Genomic DNA, 19,611 nt, shown 5'->3' with positions numbered 1-19,611 from the left:
GAGCCGTGACACAGTTCTGTTTACACTACCTCCGGCATCCAATACAGCTTGTGCTTCTTGTGAAAACTTCAAAGGTTCTGTTGGAGTGAATGAATTGCCATCTGGTGTCTGAGCTTCTTGCTCTGTAAATATGTCTTGTATTGTTCCTTCTTGCTGAGGCTTTTCCTCTTTCACTTTGCCCATGATGAAGTCGTGCATAAAATGACTCTCGAAGTTGTCTTGTGCACCTACCTCTTCCTCGCTGAATGGAATCCAATGGTTAGTGCCATGTTGGCTTTGGATGTTGTTTTTTTCATTGAATAACGTGAAGACTAAGCAGTCGGATAAAAAATGTTCGTTGCAATTCCATTCCTTATTTGGATATAGAAATTGGTCTCGGTCATTTACCCATGTTGCTTCGGTACAAAGTCTGACACTGAAATAAACACATGATGGTATGACATTCTTTCTTGTTATCCAAGTACCTTTTACCTGTTTTAGGTCATTGGTAGATGGTGCTAAAGTCAAGAACACACCTCTGTTATTTTGGAAGTCAGTTCCTAAGAATCGCAGGTATCCAAGATGGTCTCCTTGTTTGTCGTAAAACTTTCTGAACCAGTCTATGATTAGTTCGCCTCCCTTACAAGAATAGATGTTCTTGCTGCCAATCATATTGGCTTTGCTGTCGTAAACATCAGCAATGCAAGATACGAACTCTTCCTTCTCTGCAAGGTGAAATATTTGGAAACCATATGGGAAATGCCCTGTTACATTATCGAATGTGTTTGCTGGAACGATAAACATCCTACTGAGCTTTGCTTGGTATTTAGCTCGAAATCCAGAAAAGTTTGGACCTTGTAGTGCTTTCAGTTTAGAGAACAAGGCAAGTATGCAATCAGGAATATCATTTGCTATTCTTGCAAAGAATTGTGCGAATATCTCATTGCCTGCTCTTCCAAGTTCTTTCTTGTACTTGTCTTTTGTAGAGGTGCAGGCTAATCCCTTTCGGTTGCTACCCGTTCCTGTAACTGTTCTTGCATTGCTGGCTTCTGCACAAGGTGGATTGATATAAATAATAAGTTTCTTGCGTCTTTCTTCATTTGTTATGATGTCTTTTAGACCAGGAGGTAATTTGTCGAAAGAGTCATTGAGAAAGTCAAATTGAAATACATGACTATCCAAAAGGTTGGCAGTACCGACCTTTTCCATATTAGCAATTCTGTCGTGTATAACATCAACGTCTGCTTGGTCTAATGTGCTTGCCCAAATTTGATATTTGTTAGTAAGGCCAGCAAGAAGGTTCCCTGTGCCAGCACAACAATCCCAAATGTAATATTCATCTTGCCAGTCTTCTCCCAAATCTTTAGCGATGTATTCTTGTGAGAGTTCTACCCAGCATTGAGGTGTGAAGAATGAACCTTTGCGCTCTCTGATGTCTTGCGGAACAAGTAAGTCTCTACGATTAGCAATATATTCCCAGTATTCTTTACGTGGAGGGCGGACGTAGAGATTCCAAAATTGGTTGTGTGCAATCTGGTTGTCGTTGAACTGTGCTTTCTTAGAATCGAAAAGCCCTGCGGAGTCTATCTTACGGTCAAGTTCATAATGATTCTTCTTCAGCAATACATATAGCCTATCTCTAAGGGTTGTGTTTTCCTTAGAGAAGATGTCTGCAAGAAAGAAATCCGCGTCAATAATACCATTTTGTTTAGCTTTTTCCCAATCAAGTGTGATAGAAGGTTTGACCTTTTCCACCCATTTTCTGTAGATATAAGTGAAATTATTCTTTGTTATATTGATACCATTAGTTGACTGCTTCCCCAACTTGAAATTAGAGCGAATGAACTTTCTTAGCTCCTTTTCATCTTTATGTAGGTAGAAGAGCCTAATCTCCTTTTTGAGTTTCTCTTTCAGCAAGTCGGAGAGCATGTGAAACTCTTTGGTGCTATGGTTGGAGGGAGTGACATTCCAGTTGAAGTCATTCTGATAGAATACACTTACAATGTTATGATATTCGATAAAGGCAATCTTTTCTTCATCGAAGGCTCCAAGATAGCGAGGTGGTAAGTATGATTCGTGTGTATGGGCTTTACCTATGGTAATGATGAGTTGCACGAAAGATGCATAGATATCTTCCGTGTTTCCTGCTTTAGCTTCTGCCCATAAGAAATATTCTTGGTCGGATAGCTCGTCCCCACTTGATCTTTTTGTTGTTACAGCAAAGTCTATGTCGCCCAAGATAGGTGTCGCATCATAGTCTTGAAAGAATTCTTGGCGAATTTTATTCTTTACTTCCTCTTCACGTATTTTATTTGTTGCCATAATTATTTGTCATTAAGTTATTCAAATAGTTTTCTTAAATCCATGTTCAAGAAAACTTCTGGTGAGATACCTTTCTCGCCTACGATAAATATTGCCGACGGATGGAACAGATTGCGAAAACGCTCTAAACCCGTGGTATAAGCCTCTCCATTACTTTTTACTTCTATAGCTATGAATTTCTGATTCTTCTTAAGGATGAAGTCAACCTCGTCGTTGCCTTCTCGCCAGTAAAAGACTTCAAAACGATGGGTAAAAGCTTCGCTTAATATGTAGGCTCCTATGGCGGATTCAAAGAATTGTCTCCATTGCTTACTATCAGAAACGGCTTCTTGAAATGTTAAACCTAATTGAGAACTCAATAAGGCATTGTTGTACACTTGGTATTTAGGAATGCTGGCACGTTTGCGGGCTACATCTATAGAGAATTTCTGTAGTCCCGTGACAAGTCCGCTATCGCTCAAAAGATTTAGATAGCCTGCCAATGTAACTGTGTTGCCAGCATCTTGCAATATTCCCAGCATTTTTGTTAGAGAAAGTATCTTACCCGAATAAGCTACGCTCAATTCGAAAGTTTGACGAAGCAGAGCAGGCTTTCCTATTGGAGAATCCATCAAGATGTCCTTGTTTATAGTAGCATCAATGATGGCTCCGCTAACATAGTTCTTCCAACGTTCTTCGTCACCAATAAGCATGGCAGCTCCTGGGTAGCCTCCAAAATAGATGTATTGTTCAATAGTCATTCCAAAGGCTTCTTTCATTTCTGGATAACTCCAATGGCTCATTCTGATTTCCTCATATCGTCCCATGAGAGATTCTGCCAATCCTTTTTCTAATAACACCCTTGATGAGCCTAATAATGCCACTTTGATGTTGATGTGATTTAGACTATCAGCGTCCCATTCTTTCTTTACATATTCACTCCAGTTTTTAAGTTTTTGTATCTCGTCAATAACCAAGATCATTTCTTCAAGTCCTTGTGTGCGCATTTGAAGACGCGCATTATTCCAACAATCGCTAATCCAAGTGGAAGATGTTGAAGGTATGGTGTCGGCAGAATAGAAAAGAAACGGTTTACTTAAATCATCCAATACTTGCTTGATAACGGTAGATTTTCCAATCTGTCGTGGTCCCATGATTACTTGGATGAACATTCTTTGTTCACCTAATCTATTGATGATGGTATCATATATCTTTCTTTTGTACATGGTCTGTTGCTTATAGATGATAATGTGATATGTATAGTCTTATTATATTTAATTGGGGCTTTTCAAGTTGTTTTACTCAGCATAATGAATAATTTTACTCAGTCGGCTGAGTAATTTTACTCAACAGACTGAGTAAAACTCCATCTTTCGATGGCAAATATAGAACTTTTAGCTGAAATAACCGCATCTGGCATGTATATTTTTGATTATTTTACAAAAGTATTCTTTGGAATTACTCATTAAAACCCAAACAAAATCCACTCTTCTTATAACAATCTTATGGAATGATGGGGAGTTTCAGAGAATATCACAGCGAAACACGGCTAACTCAAACAGTTTGTTTACGCATTGTTTACGCAGAAACCAAAAACAGCGACCTACGCCGAAGCGTAAGTCGCTGTAATAGAAACGTGGACCAGCCTGGGCTTGAACCAGGGACCTCCAGATTATGAGTCTGTTGCTCTAACCAACTGAGCTACAAGTCCGACTTAACCTATGTATTAGGATAAGTTTGCGACTGCAAAGGTAGTGTTTTTCGGGAGAAACGCCAAATATTTGGAACTTTTTCTGCATAAAACAATAAGAAAGGAGTGAAAAAACACTGAGAAAGGGCTGAAAAATCATTAATAAACGTTATGTTTTGGGGAGTATCGGGTGGGTTGATGGGGTGTTTGACATTATTTTAACTACTTTTGCAAGCGTATGCTGATGGTTCGTAACGGTCGGTGCGGATGCTCGCGACGGTAGATGCGGATGCTGAAAACAAAGGAAATTCATCAAGATATGTAGCATAACAGAAAGGGTGAGAGGCAGAATATTCATATTAACCATACTATTTGTGTTTGTCGTAAGTGGCGTTAGAGCAGACAATCGCAGTTACACGCTTCAGACTATGAAGCGCGTGTTCAGTTATGCTGCCTCGGTGGACACGACAGAACACAGCCCGAAGGAGGGCTATGCCTACACAAAGTACGCCATCCGCACGAACCGTCGCAACGCTGTGCTGCTCACTGTGCCGTCGATGTTTGCCATTGCAAACGCGAGCAGGCGCGAGGTGTTCGGCGAGACATACAACCATATGAGGATTGATGCGGAGGGAACGGTTTCCGCCACCCGACTGCTTGAAAGTTCGACGACGACGCGCAAGTCGCAGCCTATGCCTACCGTGCTCAACTACCTCACACCGCTCATCAGCGAAGAGATGCTTATCGACGGGCGTATCATCTCGCCCTTCTTCCAACGCAACCGCCGCTACTATCGCTACAAGGCGCAGAGCTTCACGCAGGGCACGGCACTCGTGAACTTCACCCCACGTCAGAGCAGCACGCAGTTGGTGAGCGGTTGGGCACAAGTGGACGAACTGACGGGACGCATCATTGAGTTTGCGCTCGACGGCGAGTACGACATGGTGCGCTTTCACCTCTCCACGACCATGGACGAGGAGGAGGGACGCACGCTGCTACCCAAGGAGTGTACGCTGAATGCGCGTTTTCTGTTCCTCGGCAACGACATCACGGCAGAGTACACTACGATTTACGGGTTGCCCGACTGCGGTATTGACTCGCTCGCAGAGCGTGACGACACCACCCTACTCGCTCGCGTGCGCCCCATTCCGCTCACCGAGCACGAGGTTTATCTCTGCCAACAGAGCTACAACGACAATATTCTTAACGACTCAACGAGCAAAACGCATGGGAGCATATTCAACAGACAGTTGCTGACGAACGTCGGCGAGACGCTGATGGGACGCATCGGGGGCGACATAGGTAGGGACAAGCGCGGAACATTCAACATCGGTCCGATACTGAACCCTCTGCAGTTCAGCTACAGCAACCGACGCGGTCTGACGTACCTGCTCGACGTGCAGGCGCAGTACAACTTCACTGCCAACCAGAAGATGCAGGCACGCATAAAGGCTGGTTATGCCTTCAAGCAGAAGCAGTTCTACTTCAACATTCCGATCACATACTACTTCAGCAACCTCCACAACGGATACGTGCAGATGGAGTGGGCAAGCGGCAGGCGCATACGCAACTCGTCGGTGCTCGACGCCATCAAGGACAAGCACAACGACGCCATGAACTGGGACAGTCTGAACCTGACCTACTTCCGCGACCATAGTCTGAAGCTGTACGCCCACTACGACCCTACGCCGCGTTGGGGCTTGGAGGTGGGAGTGATGGGGCACCGCCGCACTGCCATCCAGGACACGGGATTTGAGGAAGTGGGTATGCCGACGACATACATCTCCGTAGCACCGATGGTGGAACTGACGTACCGACCGATAGGCTATGCAGGTCCGATACTGACCGCCAACTACGAGCGCAGCATCAACGGCTTCATGGGGGCCAACATCGACTACGAGCGCATGGAGTTCGACGCACAGTACATCCATCGTCTGTCGGCTCTCAACTCGCTGCAGATGCGACTGGGCACGGGCTTCTACACACATCGCAGCACGGGCAGATACTTCCTCGACTATCGCAACTTCCGCGAGAACAACATACCAAACGGATGGAACGACAACTGGTCGGGCTCGTTCGAGCTGCTCAACTCCAACTGGTACAACGCCTCACAATACTACGTGCGTAGCAACGTGACGTATGAGACACCGCAGCTCGCACTCTACTGGCTACCCTACATAGGACGTCTGTTGGAGAAGGAACGCGTGTACGTCAGCGCGCTCTCCGTGAGTCACCTCACGCCCTACTTAGAATGGGGCTACGGTGTGCAGACGCGCGCACTGTCGATAGGTGTCTTTGCGTCGCAGAAGAAGTGGAAATTCACGGATGTAGCCGTGCGCTTCAGTCTCGAACTGTTCAACCGCTGGTAGGCGTAGGCGAACGCCGGAGAGGCTCGCGCCGACATAAAAAGGCACTATTCCTTTGCCATTCGCCTTAAAATCAGTATCTTTGCATATATGAGAAACGAATATTGCGCAACAATCGGGTTCTTCGACGGTGTACATCGCGGTCATCAGTTTATGATTGACAGTCTTACGACCATGGCACACGCACAAGGAAGGCAGTCGCTCGTCATCACGTTCGACCGCCATCCGCGTCAGGTGGTACATGCCGACTACGTGCCACAGCTCATCACCACCACCGACGAGAAACTGCAACTGCTCCACACCACCGCAGCCGACCGCATAGAGGTGCTTCACTTCGACACGCAGATGGCGCAGCTCTCGGCATACGAGTTCATGCGTCAGGTGCTGCACGAGAAGTACGGTGTGGCGATGTTGCTCACGGGCTACGACAACCGCTTCGGGCACAACCGCGCCGAGGGTTTCGCCGACTATGTGCGCTACGGCGAGGAGATGGGCATGAAGGTGCTGCAGAACACGCCGATAGACATCGACGGGCTGCGTGTGTCGTCGTCGCTCATACGCCGTCTCATAGTCGAGGGCAACATCACTGAAGCCAACAACTGCTTGGGTCACCCCTACTCTATCACGGGCAGCGTGGCGCACGGCTTTCAGGAGGGCCGCCGCATAGGTTTCCCCACGGCGAACATCGTGCCCGAAAGCGCAGAGAAGCTCGTGCCCGGAAACGGTGTCTATGCCACAAGGGTGAGCGTAGAGGGCGGCGAGTGGATGCCGGCGATGCTCAACATCGGCACAAACCCTACGTTCCAACGGCAGCAGACCACCATCGAGGCGCACATCATCGGCTTCGATGGCGACATATACGGCAAAAAGCTGTGCGTGGAGTTCGCCATGAAACTGCGCGACGAGCAACGCTTCGAGAGCGTTGAAGCACTGCAGAAGCAACTCGAGGCTGATAAGAAAGAGGTGCTGATGGTATTATGTTGAGATGTTGTTATGTTGAGGTGTTGAGATTTGTACTATTGTCAACACATCACCACCTCAACACCTCACCATCTCAACATCACATCTCAACATCATACCTCAACACCTCAACATAACAACATCTCAACATCATATCTAAACATCTCAACATCATATCTCAACATCTCAACATCAAAATATGAAAAAGCGAGAATTACTGAACGTGGCGTTGTACCTCTTCGCCTTCCTTACGATACAAGCGATAACTGTAGCTGCAGCAATGCTCATAAGCCAATCGAGTGGCATGACGGCAAGCACCACAACCATCACAACACTCGCAAGCAGCATTATCACCATCGCACTGTTCTACAAGCTGCGCTGGACACCCTGCTCGGGCGCATACATCAACACACGCCCGTGGTTCACGATGTTCTGGGTGGTATGCCTCACCATAGGCACCATAGCTCCACTGGCATACCTCACCGAACTGCTCGGCGTAACGCTGCCCGACACATACAACGAGATGTTCAAGGGCATCATGCAGCATAAGCTTGGCTTCATCACCATTGGCATCATAGCGCCCATCGCCGAGGAATACGTGTTCCGCGGAGCCATACTGCGCGTACTCTGCGACATAACGGGCAAACACCGCCAGTGGGTAGCCATAGTTCTCTCGGCAGCACTCTTCGCCACCGTTCACGGCAACATGGCGCAAGGCATCGGAGCGTTCCTCTGCGGACTGCTGCTCGGCTGGATGTACGTGCGCACGGGCAGCATCGTGCCCGGTGTGGTCTACCACTGGGTGAACAATTCAACAGCCGTGCTGCTCTACCGTCTCATGCCACAGTCGGCAGACATGCAGTTCGCCGATTTCTTCGGTGGCGACATGAAGCGCGTGGCACTCGCCATCGTCTTCTCGCTGATGATATTCGGTGCTTCCATGTTCCAGCTCAACCTGCGACTGCAGAAGCCGCAGCAATAATCACCATATCAACCCAACACCACCTCACCATCTCAACACCACACATCATGCCCGATTTCAGAGATATCACCGTCAGCCAGTCAGTACGCTTCTGCGACGGTAGCCACATTGGCAACGACATACTCCTACTCGACGAAGTGGCGAAGATACCCATTCCGCGCGAGCCACGCCGTATGCAGTGTCTGCTGCTTGCCATGTGCCTGCGTGGCACCGTGAGCTACTACGTCGACTCGGTGAAGCACAACGTTGAGCCCGGCGACCTCATCATCATCAACCAAGGTCGCTCGGTCTACAACTGCACGCTCTCGCCCGACTGTCGCGGCATAGGCATACTCGTCGACTACAAATTCTTCAACGAGACGATAAAGAGCGTTCACGAGCTGTCGTCGCTCTTCCTCTTCGCACGCAACCACCCCGTATTCCGCCTTCCGAAGGAGCGCTTCGACTTCATCTACGAGACATTCTTCCGCATAAAGGCGAAGATTGACGAACCAGAGAACCGCTTCCGCCGCGAGATGGTGCAGGCGATGTTCCTCGCCATGGCATACGAGCTGTCGAACGTCATCTACAGCGTGCAGGCGCAGAACGATAGTTGCAACACACGTGCCGAGGAGATATTCACGCAGTTCATAAAGCTCGTCGAGAAGCACTTCCGCTCGGAGCGCCGCGTGGGTTGGTACTCTGAGCAGCTCTGCATATCGCCAAAGTATCTCTCCGAGACAATCAAAGCCGTATCGAAGCGCACGCCCAACGAGTGGATCGACTCTTACGTCACCATCGAGCTGCGTATGCTGCTGCGCAACACGCAGAAGAGCATTAAGGAGATTGCGCAAGAGCTGAACTTCTCCAACCAGTCGTTCCTCGGCAAATACTTCAAAGAACACACCGGCATGTCGCCGTCGGAGTATCGCCGCAGCTGAGAAATCTTGATAATACTGCTCATAATAGTGTATATTTAAAATAAATGTTCGCTTTTTTTGCGAATATTAAATTAAACACTTATCTTTGCAAGCATAAGACAAAAGAAATGGAAATCAAATTTGAAGAGGACTATCTCCGAGAATTATATTATGAGGGAAAAGCGCACAATAAGAAATATCGCTTTCAGCCTCAAATCATAAAGAAATACATTAGAGTGATAGACTTGATGGAATCATTAAGTTGCACTGAAGACTTCTACCGATACAAGTCACTTCATTATGAAGCACTAATCGGTGACAAAAAAGATCGTGAATCAGTAAAAGTCAATGACCAATACCGAATAGAGTTCCGCTCAGAAGTTATTGGTAATGAAAGAAAGATTACGATCTGCAATATTTTAGAGTTGTCAAACCATTATAAGTAAATATAATTATGTCAGATTTAGGTTATGGTTTTTACCCTACTCACCCTGGTGAAGTAGTAAAAGACGAATTGGAGGAGAGAGGCATATCACAACGTAAGTTTGCAGATAGCTTAGAAATGGGCTACAGCGTACTGAACGAAATACTTAATGCTCGTCGCCCAATCACCACAACTACAGCATTGATGTTCGAAGCGGCTTTAGACATCCCTGCTGATTCTCTCCTAAAGATGCAGATGAAATACAATATGCACACGGCAATGGAAGATAATTCACTGCACGAAAAATTGAAAAATATTCGCCGTATTGCTGCTGTATTTTAAAGACTTCAATAATACAACAAATAAAATCGCCTCGCTTGGAGATGATCTCCAAGCGAGGCGATTTTTTGTATTAGGGATGTCCGATAACACCAAGGGGGGTGCACTTGTCTCCGCTCGGCTTTGCCGCTTGCCAGAGCAAGAAGTGCACCAATGTTACGTCAGTTCACTTATTGCTTTGTTGGTGCACTTGAGACAAGTGCACCCCCTGAATAACCCCTATAATAAGTCTGTATGCGAAAAAATCCTCCATATCTGCCAGTTTTGCCGTAACCCACAGATTATAAGAACGATAAAGGCTGGAAGATGAGCCTTGGGAGCGTGATATCTCCCAGCCTATCTTCCAGCCTTTTCTGGTTATCTTCCAGTTTTCTTTACGAAAACGGTTTACTTTCCGACCTTGTTACTTCACGATCTTAACGCCGTTCACAACGTACACACCGCGCTTCAGCGAGCTGAGCGATGTAGCGTTCTTCATCACGAGCTTGCCGTCGATGGTGTAGACATCAGCAGGATGCTGAGCGTCGATCGTAATGCCGTGGATATCTGTCTGGCAATCGTCAGATGTAGCAGCCGCCGATTCGCCACCGGTGTACACAGCCGATACGCTGTAGCGTGTAGGCTCTGCCTTCGGGTCGAAGTTGATGTCGTAAGATGTTGCAGTAGCCGGAAGCTCCTTAATCATCTTGTCGTTGCGATATACACGGAAACCCTCAAGCTTGCCGAAGCCTGCCTTGTAGACGATGTCGTCGAGCATGAGCATGTAAGCATCAGCCTCAGGTGTTGCGCAACGGATAGCGAAGTAGCTTGCGCCCTCCGGCAGGTCTACTGTGTAAGAATCCCACTTGCCACCGCTGTGTGTGAAGGTCTTTAACAACTTGAAGTCTGCGTGGTCGGCAGTCTTGTCAGAGTAGTAAACCTCGATGGTCTGCGGATAGCGGATGTTCATCGGGTCGGGCTGACCGTTGTTAGCCCAGAAGAGCACAGTCTGCGCCTCGCCAGAGAGCATCGGCGAGATGAGCCAGTTGTCAGCGTCGTAGTAAACGAACTTCTTGTTGACAATCTCGCGAGCGAACATTGTCATCAGACACTTCTCGCCACCGTGAGGCTTAAGAGAGAAATTCTGCGAAGTGATACCTTCCTGGATAGCTTCCGGGTTGAACACGATGTAGTTATAAACTTCGTTCTCGTGCGGGAAAGGCATACCCTGCGATCCCCACAGACCACCGGTCTCACCACTCTTGATAGAAGAGTAGGTAGTCCAGTCGCCGAACTGGTTGATAGTCCAGTTGTCGTAGCTCTCGAATGTCTCGCGAGTCTGGATGCTTGCCGATGTTGGTACGCTCCAGTTCATGGTGAGCTTGCTTGTAGCCTCGTCCTTTGTAGCCGAGAAGTTCTCTGGCATCGGGATGCCCGACTCAGTCAGTTCTACTACAAATGCAGTGCTGTTGTCTGCCTTGTACTGGTCGGCATCATACTCTACGTCAGCATACAACTTGAATGTCTTCGATGTGTTGGTAGCGTTGTTCTTTACATTCACAACGAACGACTTGCTTGCGAGTGGCTGGATAGCCTCTGCTACGGTCTGCTCGAACATGATGTCATTACCACTTCTGAGCTGCACGCGGTAGTTAGAAGCAGCCTTCTCGCCGTTGTTTGTCACGGTAACGGTAGCCTTACTCCAAGCTCCACGCTTCATCTTGGCAGGAGCCGAGATGCTTACAGCGAGGTCGTTGTCGTAGATATTGTGTACGTTTACGTCGTCGATACGCACTACGCCGTATGTGTCTGCCTTACCCACGAAGGTGAGGATAACGTAGTCTGCCTTTGCCATCTCTGCCGGAATCTTGAACAGTGAGCGGTGCCAATCCTCTGCCTTACCGCTAAGCTTTGAGTAGTCGACAGTGCCGATGAGCTTGCGTGTGCCGTCAGGAGTCTGTGCGTACACCTCTATGCTGCAGTTCTTTCCGCTTGTAGCGTTGTGGCTGAATATCACAGCCGGGTTGCTTGCACCGGCGAGAGCTATCTTACCAGAGCTAAGGTCGGCTGTGCCACCCTTGCTGAACGATGTGAACACGCGGCAGTTGTTGTCGCCGTCGCTTGAGGTCTGGGTGTTATGCAGGAAGCCGATGCCACCCTCCTCGTCGAGTGTAAGCGACCACCAGAGGTGTGCATTCTCACCACTCACGAAGTTAGAACGGAACGGCAGAGCGTAAGGCTTGCCAGTTACAACTGGCGATGACATTACGCGCTCGCTCTCGCCCTTGCTGTTCTTAGCGCCTACAGAGTAGAGGCGTACAGCCTGCTCGCCTTCTGCTGTATTGAACTTCTCGGTGTATGTGTTCTCTGTAACAGAGCCGAGGAGCTGCTGGCTTGTTACGCCGTCAGAGATGCGCACACGGTAAGCGTTGTATGTTACGTCGTTGGTGAGCACAGCACCACCATTTGCGCCTTGTGTAGAAGCCTTGTCCCATGTCAGCTTAACGCCAGTCTTCACGTCAGCAGCCTTCACGTTTGTGAGTGGAGCCGGTTTGTCGAGACCTACGTAAGCAGCAACAACAGTCGGGGTGCCTGCACCGTCGGCGGTGTAAGCAGTGATGGTGTAGTTGTTGAAACCAGCTACTGGTGAGTTGTCGTCGCAAGAGAGTGTTGCGCCCGACTTACTTGAGCCGAACTCCTTAACGGTCACGCCGTCGCGAGTTACTACAACCTTTGTGACAGCAGCAAGTGTTTTGCCTGCAACGGTCTTTGTCGGCAGACGGAAGCTGATGTTAGCCTTCAGTGCGGTTGTCGGGTCGGGAGTGATTTTTACGTTCTCCACTGCAGCAGGAGCATTGAGGTGACCATTGTCTACGATAGAGAAGTTCTCTATATAGATATAGTCCATTGCCTTGTCGCTGATAGCGTGAATACCGAAGTAGAAAATTTGAGCAGCAGTTGTGTTAACCGTGCCATCGTATGTAGTGCTCGTAGCTGGCAGCTTTGTTGCTGCAAGGAATTTATTTGTAAGGTTCTCCACCTTATCCTTATTGCCCCACTTTGCCTCTATCTTCTCGGGGAAGTAGGCACTTGAGCTGCGTGCTGTGAATGATACCTTATAAGAGTGGTTAGCCTCAAGCTGTATGGCAGGAGTGATGAGCCAGTCGTCAGCAGCCTTGCTGGATGAAGCAGGGTAGTATGCGCTATGCTTACCCTCATGCCACTTCCATGTGTTATCATCGCCGTTTTCATCGATAATATTAAAGAGATCCAATGACTCCTCTAAAGAGAAGTCCTCATAATAAGGCGGCACGATGTTGTCGCCGTAAGCCACAGCACCAGTGCGACGCTCTGCACCACGCTTCGCACCGTTGACGGGTATGATGCCGTAGTAGTAGTTGCGCAGGTGCTTGTCCTTGATAGTCTCCGAGAACGACAGACCGCTGATGTTAGTGCCTACGGTCTTAGCGTCGGGATAGCGCACGATGTCGTAGCGCAGGTCGCCGAGGTAGCCGTTGTGTACGGCACCCGAGGGCTTGCCCCATGTGACGGTTGCCTTGCCGTTGGTGTCAATCTTCAGACGTGCGAACGACACCTGGTTTGGTTCGTCGTAGCCTACGTATGCTGTTGTCTTGGCAGCCTTACTCTTGCCTGCGGCGTTAGAGAGCGTAACGGTGAAATTGTTCAGACCCTCTGGAGCTGTTATCTCCTTAGTGATTGAGGAGTTGGCAGGCATTGTGCCGGTGAGTAGTTCTGTCTTGCCTGAGCGTACCAAGAAGGTAACGTCGCCGCTGAGCGTCTGTCCGCCGTACGTCTTCGCTGGTGCAGATATAGACACCGAACCCTTTGTCAATCCGTTCTCGAACTTAACAGAGAAGCCAGTCGGTGTGCCAGGTGCTGCTGCGTCGGGTGTTGCCTCAGGTATAGCCAAACCGAGTATCTGTGCATTGTATTGGAAGTTGGCGATGAGTGTTGCCTTACCGGTCTTGAGGTCTACCGAGTAGAGCGCAGCCTTCTTGTCAGCATCGTATGCAGCCCAGTAGAAGGTGTCGTCGTCCTGGTCGATGCCACCACTCTGCGTGTAGCTCTTTTCTGACGACGGTGCTACGTACACACCGGTCGGACCGATTTCGGTCTCTTCGCCAGTGATGGTATTCAGCTCGTAGAGCACACCGTCGGTAGCCACAGCGTAGACGCGCTCCTCAGAGCTTACGCCCATTGCCACGAACTTGTGTTTTGACGGAGCGATTGTGGTGCGCTGCATCTTGTCGTAGTCGATGATACCGAACTCGAACGACGAAAGGTCGTTGGTATAGAACTGACCATATACCTTGCCGGTGAGCTGGCTTGTAGCGGTAGTTGTAGCGATTAGTTCAAGCTTTGAAACCAACTCCGGTGCAATCTCCTGATGCCATTTGTCTTCGGTATTGAACTGATAGTAGGTAACAACAAGCGAGCTTGATGCCTGGTTTCTTGTGAAGTGTACTGCGTGGTACTTACCATCGTAGTACGACCATCCGCCGTTTGGCGACATTCTGCTGTCCAAATCTTCCGTCTTGAGGTCGCGGAAGTTGCCAGCTGTAGCTGCGTCGAACTCCATGTAACCAATCTGCTTGCTGGCTGTAGGGTACTGCGTAGCGTTATTCACATAGCCCCAGAGGTTGCGGCTGGCTGCACGTGCTGCTGCCTTTAGCGGACTGAGGAAATTAGCACCCGACTTCGCAGTCTGTGCTTTGGTCTGTGCCGATACCGGACAGGCTGCCATAGCTAAAGCTACAGCAGCTATCACAGAGGCAACAGAGCGTCTGTTTCTTCTGTTCATAATATAGAATTTGATGTAAGTTGTTATGTCTTTGTCGATTAAAGCGGATTTATTTTGCAAATATATATATAAATATGTATACAGACAAGCATAAAAGGTTTATTTAACACAATAAGCCTTGTTGACATCGCGCATATTCAACAAATCTACAACAATGTTCACAATACTTACATTCGTGAGGCACACGAGGCCCGAGCAGAGTATGACCGCAGCGAAGCGCGAATACTGTCCGAGCAGAAGCAGCAGTCCGTTCTCTGCACCGAACGTGAAGAGTGGCTGGTCGGCAGGCGCATTGAGCATCATGGCTATCGCGCCTCCGCCTAAGACGACTCCGAGCACGAAGGCAGCAAGCATGGCGTAGCGGTAGCGTCTGATGCAGGCTTCTTCGTGCTGCTTCAGATACTCCACTGCATCGAGGCGCTTCTCGAGTTTCCGGATGAAGGCGTCGCTGTCGTCGAATGTGGGTCGGGCTGCGAGGAAGAGTTCCTCAAGTGCTTTATCTTTCATCATACGTTCAAAATGGTTTTAAGGTTGTCTCTGCCGCGCGAGAGTTGTTTCTTCACGGCGTCTTCCGAACTACTGGTGATGCCAGCAATCTCCTTTATCGAGTAGCCGCTCATGTAGAACATCACCACCGCCGAGCGCTCCTTGGGCGAGAGTGTGGCGAGTGCCATGTACAGTTCCTGATGGCGGAAGGCGGAGTCGGCTGTGGCAGCTGATGGCATGGCGCTCAGTGCTTTGAGGTCGTCGAGCGTGCGTGTACTCGCCTTGTGGTTGAGGAAGGTGTTGCGTGCTATCGTGAACAGCCACGCGCGGAACTTGCCCTCGTCCCGATAGCCAGCTGACGAGAGGTAAGCCTTCACCAGCGTCTCCTGCGCTATGTCGTCGGCATCGTCGCGCTTACCGCAGCAGAGGGCGAACAGAAAGCCTCGCAACGCCTCCTGCTCGCTCTTCACCAGTGCTATGAATTGTTCTCTCGTCATAGGTTGTTACTCTTACTTCATGTTCTGCTCCTCTGCCTCCATCTCCTTCTCGAGCATACGGCGACCTACGAAGTAGCTCACGAGGAAGGCGATGCCGATGGCTATCAGTACTGTGCCAGCAATGATGAGAATTTCCTTCTGCACGCTGAGGAAGAAATAGAGCAGCACGAAGGCTACGCCCATAAGACAGCAGAGGCAGCCGTGCTGCAGATTGGCGAGCAGCTTCTCCTTGATGAGCTTCTCCGACTTCTTCAGGTTCTTCATGAGCAGTTCCACGTCGATGTCGGGGTTCTTCTCCAGTGCGGCGAGCACTATCTCCTTGCGGTTGCGCTCGGATGCCATAGCACTCTTGAACACGATTGCTACAACGGCGATAGGGAGCACTACTGCCACTCCTATCGGAACTAAAAGTTGTACTAACCAAAACATAATCTTTTGTCGTCTTTAATTGTTATACTTGTTGTTCTATTCTATCGCTTCTTGCTGAAGCGGTTCATTTATATAACAAGCGACACGGGTGAAAGGTGACATTGCAGCAGCAAATTTACTGATTATTTTTAGAAGGAGAGTGTATCAATCAGAAAGAAGGCTGCTACAGCAATAAAAAAACAGATGGACAAGTGCCCTGATTGATTGGTTGGTGTACTGATTAAGTGGTTGGTGCACTTGATTGGTTGGCTGGTGCATAGATTAAGTGGTTGGTGCACTTGAGACAAGTGCACCCCCTAAGGGTGCGCATCGGTCGGCGCAGACATCCGCATCGGTCGGCGCAGACATCCGCATCGGTCGGCGCAGACCGCAGAAGTATAACTATAACACTGCGTTTACTATGCTTCAGCAGTACTAATGCTGAGCTATGCCCCAGTGCTTGAGCTGCTCGAAGTCGATATCGGCGAAGCCTGCCTGTTGCAAGGTTACGGAGCGGTTGTGGTCGTTGAGATAGTGGCGCTTGCTGCTGCGGAACGCAGGGTTGGCAAGCGACTGTGGCATTACGTCGGCGACGCACTGCGCACTGATGCCGGCGATGGATAGCATCGTCGGGAACACCGATACGCTCGACTGCACATCCTTCTCGCGGTTGGCGTTGAGTGCCGACACCACCTCAGGATACTCGGCGCGGTACGACGCGGAGGTCCAGACGATGAGTGGCACGTGTATGCCGTGGCATGAGGGCGTGGGCGAGGCGTGGAGGAAACGCTTGCGATAGTCGTCGAAGATGTTCTCGCCGTGGTCGGAGGTGTAGAGCATTGCCGCCTGCGCACCGCTCTTGCCGAGCATCGTGATGATGCTGTGCAGCACGAAGTCGGTCTGCAGTATGGTGTTGTCGTAAGCGTTCAGCAGCGACGGGCGGTTCTTGGCTTCTGCCTCGGTGGGCGTGTCGGGCATGAACCGGGCGCGATGGCGCGGATAGCGGTCGCGGTAGTTGAAGTGCGAGCCGTAGGTGTGCAGCACTATCAGCTCCTTCTTGCGCTTCTTGGCGAGGATGTTCTGCACGTAAGGCAGCAGACGCTCGTCGCTGGTCTGCGCCGTGACGTCGCCTGTGACAACGCTCACAGCCGAACGGATGAACACGAAGTCGTCAGCCTCGTCGCCGAAGAAGTCGATGAACGAGTGGTTGGGCTGCTGGTTGGAGATGAACGAGGTGTGGAAGCCAGCCTCGCGGAACGCCGTGATAAGGCTTTTCTCGCGGTACAGACGCGCGTGGTCCTCGGCTGAAGCGGCGGCGAGGAGCAGCGGCACACTCTTGTGCGTGGTGTTCGACTGCGATAGCACGTGGCGGAACACGCTGAGTCCGTCGGTCTTTGAGAGCAGCGGATTGGTCTCGCGCTCGTAGCCGTAGAGCTGGAAGTTGTCGGCGCGCGCCGTCTCGCCTATCACGAGCACGTACACCTCGGCAGAGTCGGCTGCGTGAGCCGAACGTGCACCGAAGCGGAAGTCGGCTACATCGTTGCGATAGTCGGCTATGCGGCAGCTCTCGTGGCAGGCGAGATAGAGGTTATAGAAGATGTTGGCTGGGTAGACGTGGTCCTCGGCACGATAGTCGAAGTCGCTGTCCTTCGGATAAGCCACATAGCTCAGTGCTATGAACACTGCGCCCACAGCCATGCCATAGCAGGAGTAGCGGCGCACGCGCTTCAGGAACGCCTTGTCCTCGGTGCGGTGGCGTGCCCACGACATAGCGGCGAGCACGAGCAGCGGCAGGTAGAGGATGAAGACAGTAGCCACGGCTGGCACAAGGTTGTTGAGCAGTTCCATCGCCTCACCGGGGTTGGTGGTGACGAGATTGAGGAACATGTCGACGGCTATCACGCCGCGACCGAAGAGGTAGAGCAGCACTATCTGGAAGGCTGCGAAGAAGATGATAAGGAACATACACCACACCTGGCGACCCGTCTTCGCGGACAGCGTCATCAGCAGCGCATAGAGCGACACGGGCAGCACGATGTTGGCTATGCAAGCCAGCACGGGCATGTGCTCGGTGAAGCAGAGTGCCACGTTCGGAATGGCGAGCGTGAGCACAATGTAGAAGAAGAGAAAACGGGGAGAGGTGAGGAGAGCTAATATCTTTTTCATAATTAGAACGCTTCGTTGATATTGAATATGAAGCTGTGCTGTCCCGACTTGCCGAAGCCGTAGTCGAGTCGCACGTTGACATTCTTCTTGAACTCCCAGCGGTAGCCCACACCCATGTTCGGCAGTATGTGCTTCAGCTGTATCTTGCTAAACTTCGGGAAGATGGTTCCGGCACCTACCCACGCCACCACACCGTTGCGCTTCCATACATGCTGACGCAGCTCCACCTGCGTCTCTATCTTATGGTTGTCGCGATAGCGTCCTTGGTAGTAGCCGCGCATCGAGTAGCTATCGCCGAGCTGCGCGAGCATCGACCACTCCACATCGCCGAAGTTGAACTGCGTACGGAAGTCGGCAGCAAGCGTGGCACCCTTCCACAGATGCGTGTAGCCGTCGATGCGGAAGTCGGTGGTGTAGGAGTTGTATTTGTTGCCGATGAACTTCGGGCGCATGAGCTGCATGAACTGTATGTACATGCCACGCTTCGGCGCAGTGAGGTTGTCGCGCGTGTCGTATATGGCGGTCATGCCGGCACCGAAGTTGAGCGTCTCTGTGCGTTCGCCACCAAGCAAGTCGACACGGTCGAACTTAGTGCCGCGCACATAGTCGAAGTCGACGGTAGGACCGATGAAGAGGTTGTCGGCGGTGCGTATGAGCCAGTCGGCTTTGAACTGCGCCTGCCAACGCTTCATCTTACTCTTGTTGCCATCCACATTGCCCATGTCGTAGCCCCATCCCCAGATGTAGCAAGGGAAGGAATAGAAGTAGACGGTGTAGTTGAGGCGGTGGGTGTCGCGTGGAAACTTATGCGTGCCGCGCACACCGAGCATGTAGAAGCCTACGGTAGACACGTCGCCGAAGAGCGACACATTGCTCGGAGCCGACAGCGAGTCGGTAGGATCGGAACGATAGAGTCCGGCAGCCACGAGTCCGATGCCGAACTTGGTGTCGGAGCTGTAGTGCGGTCCGCCGATGACACTGAAGTCGAAACGTTTGTTCTTCTTCTCCTTGTTGGCATCGTTGAAGTAGGCAAGGAAACGACTGAAGATGTCTTTCTTCTTTGCCGGTCTTGCAGCAATGGTGTCAGCAACAGCAGCAACCTCACTGGTTGCTGCACTCGCTACAAAAGTGGTATCAAAACCGAACGGCTCTGTAGCCCAAACGGGCTGCAGAGCTATTAAGAACAGAAATAATATCGCTTTAAAGGGGCGCATAACCTCATATTTTTTATTAATAATTAAATAGTATTCTTGGCTTAAAAGGCTTGGATATATCAACATATCAACACCTCACCATCTCAACACCTCACCATC

At 50.1% G+C, this 19,611-nt stretch carries 14 protein-coding genes and 1 tRNA gene; 6 read left to right on the top strand and 9 right to left on the bottom strand.

Annotated features, from left to right (window positions below; genetic code table 11):
* The 3 genes from HMPREF0673_RS03825 to HMPREF0673_RS03815 all read right to left on the bottom strand — a co-directional run.
* Positions 1–2,301: hypothetical protein (locus HMPREF0673_RS03825; protein ID WP_007898298.1), on the bottom strand; the 2,301-nt coding region annotated here is incomplete at its 3' end.
* A 17-nt stretch (positions 2,302–2,318) separates the two neighbouring features.
* Positions 2,319–3,506: an ATP-binding protein gene (locus tag HMPREF0673_RS03820; RefSeq protein ID WP_007898297.1), complete on the bottom strand. Its 1,188-nt coding sequence runs from the start codon at positions 3,504–3,506 to the stop codon at positions 2,319–2,321.
* A 411-nt stretch (positions 3,507–3,917) separates the two neighbouring features.
* A tRNA-Ile gene (locus HMPREF0673_RS03815) sits at positions 3,918–3,991 on the bottom strand.
* A gap of 353 nt (positions 3,992–4,344) precedes the next feature.
* Between HMPREF0673_RS03815 and HMPREF0673_RS03810 the strand changes: the two genes are divergently transcribed.
* The 6 genes from HMPREF0673_RS03810 (at position 4,345) to HMPREF0673_RS03785 (ending at position 9,943) form a co-directional block, all read left to right on the top strand.
* Positions 4,345–6,339, top strand: coding sequence for a DUF5686 family protein (locus HMPREF0673_RS03810; protein WP_157591622.1), 1,995 nt, complete (start codon positions 4,345–4,347; stop codon positions 6,337–6,339).
* An 87-nt stretch (positions 6,340–6,426) separates the two neighbouring features.
* Positions 6,427–7,320 carry a bifunctional riboflavin kinase/FAD synthetase gene (locus HMPREF0673_RS03805; RefSeq protein ID WP_007898292.1) on the top strand — a complete coding sequence of 298 codons (894 nt, stop codon included), beginning with the start codon at positions 6,427–6,429 and terminating at the stop codon, positions 7,318–7,320.
* 175 nt (positions 7,321–7,495) lie between these two features.
* Positions 7,496–8,278: a CPBP family intramembrane glutamic endopeptidase gene (locus tag HMPREF0673_RS03800; RefSeq protein WP_007898288.1), complete on the top strand. Its 783-nt coding sequence runs from the start codon at positions 7,496–7,498 to the stop codon at positions 8,276–8,278.
* A 47-nt stretch (positions 8,279–8,325) separates the two neighbouring features.
* Positions 8,326–9,198 carry an AraC family transcriptional regulator gene (locus HMPREF0673_RS03795; protein ID WP_007898286.1) on the top strand — a complete coding sequence of 291 codons (873 nt, stop codon included), beginning with the start codon at positions 8,326–8,328 and terminating at the stop codon, positions 9,196–9,198.
* A 107-nt stretch (positions 9,199–9,305) separates the two neighbouring features.
* On the top strand, positions 9,306–9,623 hold the full coding sequence (locus HMPREF0673_RS03790; RefSeq protein ID WP_040596363.1) for a type II toxin-antitoxin system RelE/ParE family toxin: 318 nt from the start codon (positions 9,306–9,308) through the stop codon (positions 9,621–9,623).
* 8 nt (positions 9,624–9,631) lie between these two features.
* Positions 9,632–9,943 (top strand): HigA family addiction module antitoxin, encoded by a 312-nt coding sequence (locus HMPREF0673_RS03785; RefSeq protein WP_007898281.1) that lies wholly within the window; start codon positions 9,632–9,634, stop codon positions 9,941–9,943.
* Positions 9,944–10,343: 400 nt separating this feature from the next.
* Here the strand turns inward: HMPREF0673_RS03785 and HMPREF0673_RS03780 are convergent, their stop codons facing one another.
* The 6 genes from HMPREF0673_RS03780 to HMPREF0673_RS03755 all read right to left on the bottom strand — a co-directional run bounded on the left by HMPREF0673_RS03780 (position 10,344) and on the right by HMPREF0673_RS03755 (position 19,512).
* Complete coding sequence (locus HMPREF0673_RS03780; protein WP_157591621.1) at positions 10,344–14,741, bottom strand: choice-of-anchor J domain-containing protein; 4,398 nt, start codon at positions 14,739–14,741, stop codon at positions 10,344–10,346.
* Between the two features lie 99 nt (positions 14,742–14,840).
* The gene (locus tag HMPREF0673_RS03775; protein WP_007898278.1) at positions 14,841–15,251 is read right to left on the bottom strand and encodes a hypothetical protein; all 411 of its coding nucleotides are present in this window, start codon (positions 15,249–15,251) and stop codon (positions 14,841–14,843) included.
* Positions 15,248–15,724 (bottom strand): RNA polymerase sigma factor, encoded by a 477-nt coding sequence (locus tag HMPREF0673_RS03770; RefSeq protein ID WP_007898277.1) that lies wholly within the window; start codon positions 15,722–15,724, stop codon positions 15,248–15,250. The genes HMPREF0673_RS03775 and HMPREF0673_RS03770 overlap by 4 nt, the downstream gene beginning before the upstream one ends.
* A 12-nt stretch (positions 15,725–15,736) precedes the next feature.
* The gene (locus tag HMPREF0673_RS03765) at positions 15,737–16,153 is read right to left on the bottom strand and encodes a DUF6249 domain-containing protein (RefSeq protein WP_007898276.1); all 417 of its coding nucleotides are present in this window, start codon (positions 16,151–16,153) and stop codon (positions 15,737–15,739) included.
* Between the two features lie 414 nt (positions 16,154–16,567).
* Positions 16,568–18,298, bottom strand: a complete 1,731-nt coding sequence (locus tag HMPREF0673_RS03760) for a phosphoethanolamine transferase (protein ID WP_007898274.1) — start codon at positions 18,296–18,298, stop codon at positions 16,568–16,570.
* A 2-nt stretch (positions 18,299–18,300) separates the two neighbouring features.
* Entirely contained in the window at positions 18,301–19,512 is a 1,212-nt protein-coding gene (locus tag HMPREF0673_RS03755) for a BamA/TamA family outer membrane protein (RefSeq protein WP_040596350.1), read from the bottom strand.
* Between the last annotated feature and the right edge of the window lie 99 nt (positions 19,513–19,611).

It is taken from the genome of Leyella stercorea DSM 18206 (genome assembly GCF_000235885.1).
Taxonomy (GTDB): Bacteria; Bacteroidota; Bacteroidia; order Bacteroidales; family Bacteroidaceae; genus Prevotella; species Prevotella stercorea.
Note: the sequence above shows the minus strand (reverse complement) of the source record. Positions and strands in the feature narration are given on the sequence as shown.